This is a genomic window from Actinomadura montaniterrae (assembly GCF_008923365.1).
GTDB classification, from domain to species: domain Bacteria; phylum Actinomycetota; class Actinomycetes; order Streptosporangiales; family Streptosporangiaceae; genus Spirillospora; species Spirillospora montaniterrae.
The window spans coordinates 1-2,980 of the sequence record NZ_WBMR01000171.1; the positions used below are offsets into that span (position 1 = coordinate 1).

Genomic DNA, 2,980 nt, shown 5'->3' on the forward strand with positions numbered 1-2,980 from the left:
CGCGCCGACGTGCGGACGGTCCGCGCGGCGTTCGCGGCGTCCGTGGGGCGCCGGGCCCGCTGGCGCGCCCGGGTCTTCCCGCCGTCGGCGATGGCGCAGACGCGGTCCGCGCTGCGCGGCGCCGGCACCCGCGCGGCCGACCTCGCCGACCGCCTCAACGACCTGCCGAACCGCATGCGGCGCCGCACCCGCGCGGCCGACCTCGCCGACCGCCTCAACGACCTGCCGAACCGCATGCGGCGCCGCTAGGGCCTCGCAGGCCCGCGGCGCCGCTCAGTGAGGCCGGTGCGGCCGGTTCACTCGCCTTCGGTGCGGCGGCGCCAGCGTTCCTCCATGCGCTCCATGAAGCCGGCCTTGGCGGGACGGGCCTGGCGGCCGCGCCGCGCGGGCTCGTTCCCGATGCCGGTCATCCGCTTCCAGCTCGTGAGGGCCCACACGCAGCAGACCACCATGAGCAGGAAGCCGGCCACGCTGACCGCGATGGTCGCGGTCCCGGCGTTGATGACGAGCCCGGCCATCAGCGCGCAGACACCGACGACGAACCCGAGCGCGGCCTTGATGATGCGGCGCTTGTAGTGCACCTGAGGGTTGGTCGACCGGACGGCGTGCGCGAACTTCGGATCCTCGGCGTACAGCTGCTGCTCGATCTGCTCGAGCATGCGCTGTTCGTGCTCAGACAGCGGCACGGCGCCTCCCAACGACAGCCCCGCGGCGGGGTATCCGATGCGGGACGGGAACGTCAACGGTGATATGCCCAGAATACGAGCACTCACCGGCGTACGAAAGCGAACGGCGGGTCCAGGGCCCCATACCGGTCAGCTCACCGCCTTCTTTCATCGTCTCCCGTCCCTGCCGTCGCGTGCGTCACCGTCGTGCGCGCGCTCGACCAAGGCGGCGGGTCGGACGGCGCCATGGCCGAACCGGTTCGCCACCTGGTCCATCGCGCGCTCGGCCTCGCGCCAGCCGCGTTCCGGCTCGTCGAAGGCGAGCTGACGGGGGGCCTCGCCGGCGGGGCACAGGTTCTCGACCCGCACCCCGACCAGACGGAGTCGTACCCGTTCCAGGCCCGCGCCCTCATAGAGCTCGCAGGCTGTGACATAGATCACACGCGCCAGATCGGTGGGTTCGCGGAGGGTCCGCGCCCGGGTGATCGTCTTGAAGTTCGCCATCCGGAGTTTGACGCTCACCGTGCGTCCCGCGTTCCCCGACGCGCGCAGCCGCGCACCGACCTTCTCGGCCAGCCGCAGCAGCTCCCGGCGGATCACCTCCGGGTCGTCGACGTCGGTGTCGAACGTCTCCTCCGCGCCGATGCTCTTGTCCGGGGTGTGCGGGACGACCTCGCGCGGGTCGCGGCCCCACGCCAGCTCGTGCAGATGCGCGCCCATCGCGTTGCCGAGCTCGCGCTGCAGCGTCGTAAGGGGGACCTGCGCGAGCTGCCCGACCGTCCGCAGCCCGAGCCGGGTCAGCGTCTGCTCCGTCCGCTCCCCCACGCCCCACAGGGACGCGACGGGCAGCGGGTGCAGGAAGTCGACGACGCCGTCGGCGGGCACCACGAGCAGGCCGTCCGGCTTGCAGCGGGTCGAGGCGAGCTTGGCGACGAACTTGGTGCTCGCGACGCCGACCGAGCAGGTGATGCCCTGCTGCGCGCGGACCTGCTCGCGGATCATCCGGGCGATCTCGGCGGGGCGGCCGAGGCGCCGGAGCGCGCCCGCCACGTCGAGGAACGCCTCGTCCAGCGACAGGCCCTCCACCAGCGGGGTGATGGACCGGAAGATCTCGAAGACGGCCGCCGACACCCGCCCGTACTTGCCGTGGCTGACCGGCAGCACCACCGCCTGCGGGCACAGCCGCCGCGCCCGCGACATCGGCATCGCCGAGTGCACCCCGAACTTCCGGGCCTCGTACGACGCGGCGGACACCACCCCGCGCGGCCCCGCGCCGCCCACCACCACCGGGCGGCCCCGCAGCTCCGGCCGCTCCAGCAGCTCGACGCTGACGAAGAACGCGTCCATGTCCACGTGCAGGATCGAGCAGCCGGTGTCGTCGGCGGGCGGCCCCGGCTGCGGACCGGGCCGGTGCAGCTGCTGCTTGCGGCTCACGCGGCCTCCTCGCCCAGCGGCTCGGAGGCTGCCTCGCCCAGCGGCTCGGCCATGCGTGAGCTCCGCTGCCGTGTTCGCCGGTTCGCTCCGCTCACGTGATCTACTCGGCCGGCTTGTCGGCCACCAGGTGCAGCTGGGTGGCCAGGTCGCGCAGCACCGGGTGCACCGCCGCGACGGACTCCAGCGCGATCAGCGCCTCCGCCGAGCCGGCGTCGCCGTCCAGCATCCCGCTCGGCACCAGGTCCGCGAAGATCCGCACGCCGTGCAGCTCGGCGACCCGCAGGCCCGCGCCGCGCACCAGCGCCGTCAGCGTCTCGCGGGTGAACCGGCGGGGCATCCGGTCGCCCTCGCCCCACCGCCCGGACACGTCCGTCAGCACCCGCCGCGCGTCGTCGAAGTGGCCGGACACGGCGCGGTGCAGCGCGGCGGCGACCTGCCCGGCCACCAGCACGCTCACCGACCCGCCCGGGCGGACGGCGGCGGTCAGCGCGGCCATCGCCGCGGCCGGGTCGTCGACGTACTCCAGCACGCTGTGGCACAGCACCAGGTCGGCGGCGCCGCCGCCGAGCAGGTCCGGCAGGTCGACCGCGTCGCCCTGGACGGCCCGGACCCGCACGCCGGACTCGGCGGCGCGGCGCTCCAGCGCGGCCAGCGCGTCCGGGTTGGCGTCCACGACCGTGACGCGGTGGCCGAGCTCGGCGAGCGGCACCGCGAACCCGCCGGTGCCGCCGCCGACGTCCACGACGTCGCTCCGGCCGGCCTCGGGGGCGATGCGGTCCAGGACCGTGCGCAGCGCCTCCCACAGGACCGCGCTGCGCACGCGGCTGCTCCCGCGCACCCGCTTCTGCTGCCGGCCGGCCACGGCCGCTCCGCTAACGTCG

The 2,980-nt window shown here is 74.7% G+C and carries 4 protein-coding genes; 1 reads left to right on the plus strand and 3 read right to left on the minus strand.

The features are described from left to right. Positions 1 to 249: hypothetical protein (locus tag F9B16_RS51525; protein WP_192809181.1), on the plus strand; the 249-nt coding region annotated here is incomplete at its 5' end. 47 nt (positions 250 to 296) lie between these two features. Here the strand turns inward: F9B16_RS51525 and F9B16_RS37425 are convergent. The 3 genes from F9B16_RS37425 to F9B16_RS37435 form a co-directional block, all read right to left on the minus strand. Beyond that, entirely contained in the window at positions 297 to 686 is a 390-nt protein-coding gene (locus tag F9B16_RS37425; protein ID WP_151544963.1) for a DUF3040 domain-containing protein, read from the minus strand. 147 nt (positions 687 to 833) lie between these two features. Further along, a complete protein-coding gene (locus F9B16_RS37430; protein ID WP_151544964.1) occupies positions 834 to 2,099 on the minus strand; it encodes a DNA polymerase IV in 1,266 nt (421 codons plus the stop codon). Positions 2,100 to 2,199: 100 nt separating this feature from the next. Next, positions 2,200 to 2,961: a methyltransferase domain-containing protein gene (locus F9B16_RS37435; protein WP_318839280.1), complete on the minus strand. Its 762-nt coding sequence runs from the start codon at positions 2,959 to 2,961 to the stop codon at positions 2,200 to 2,202. Positions 2,962 to 2,980 lie beyond the last annotated feature (19 nt).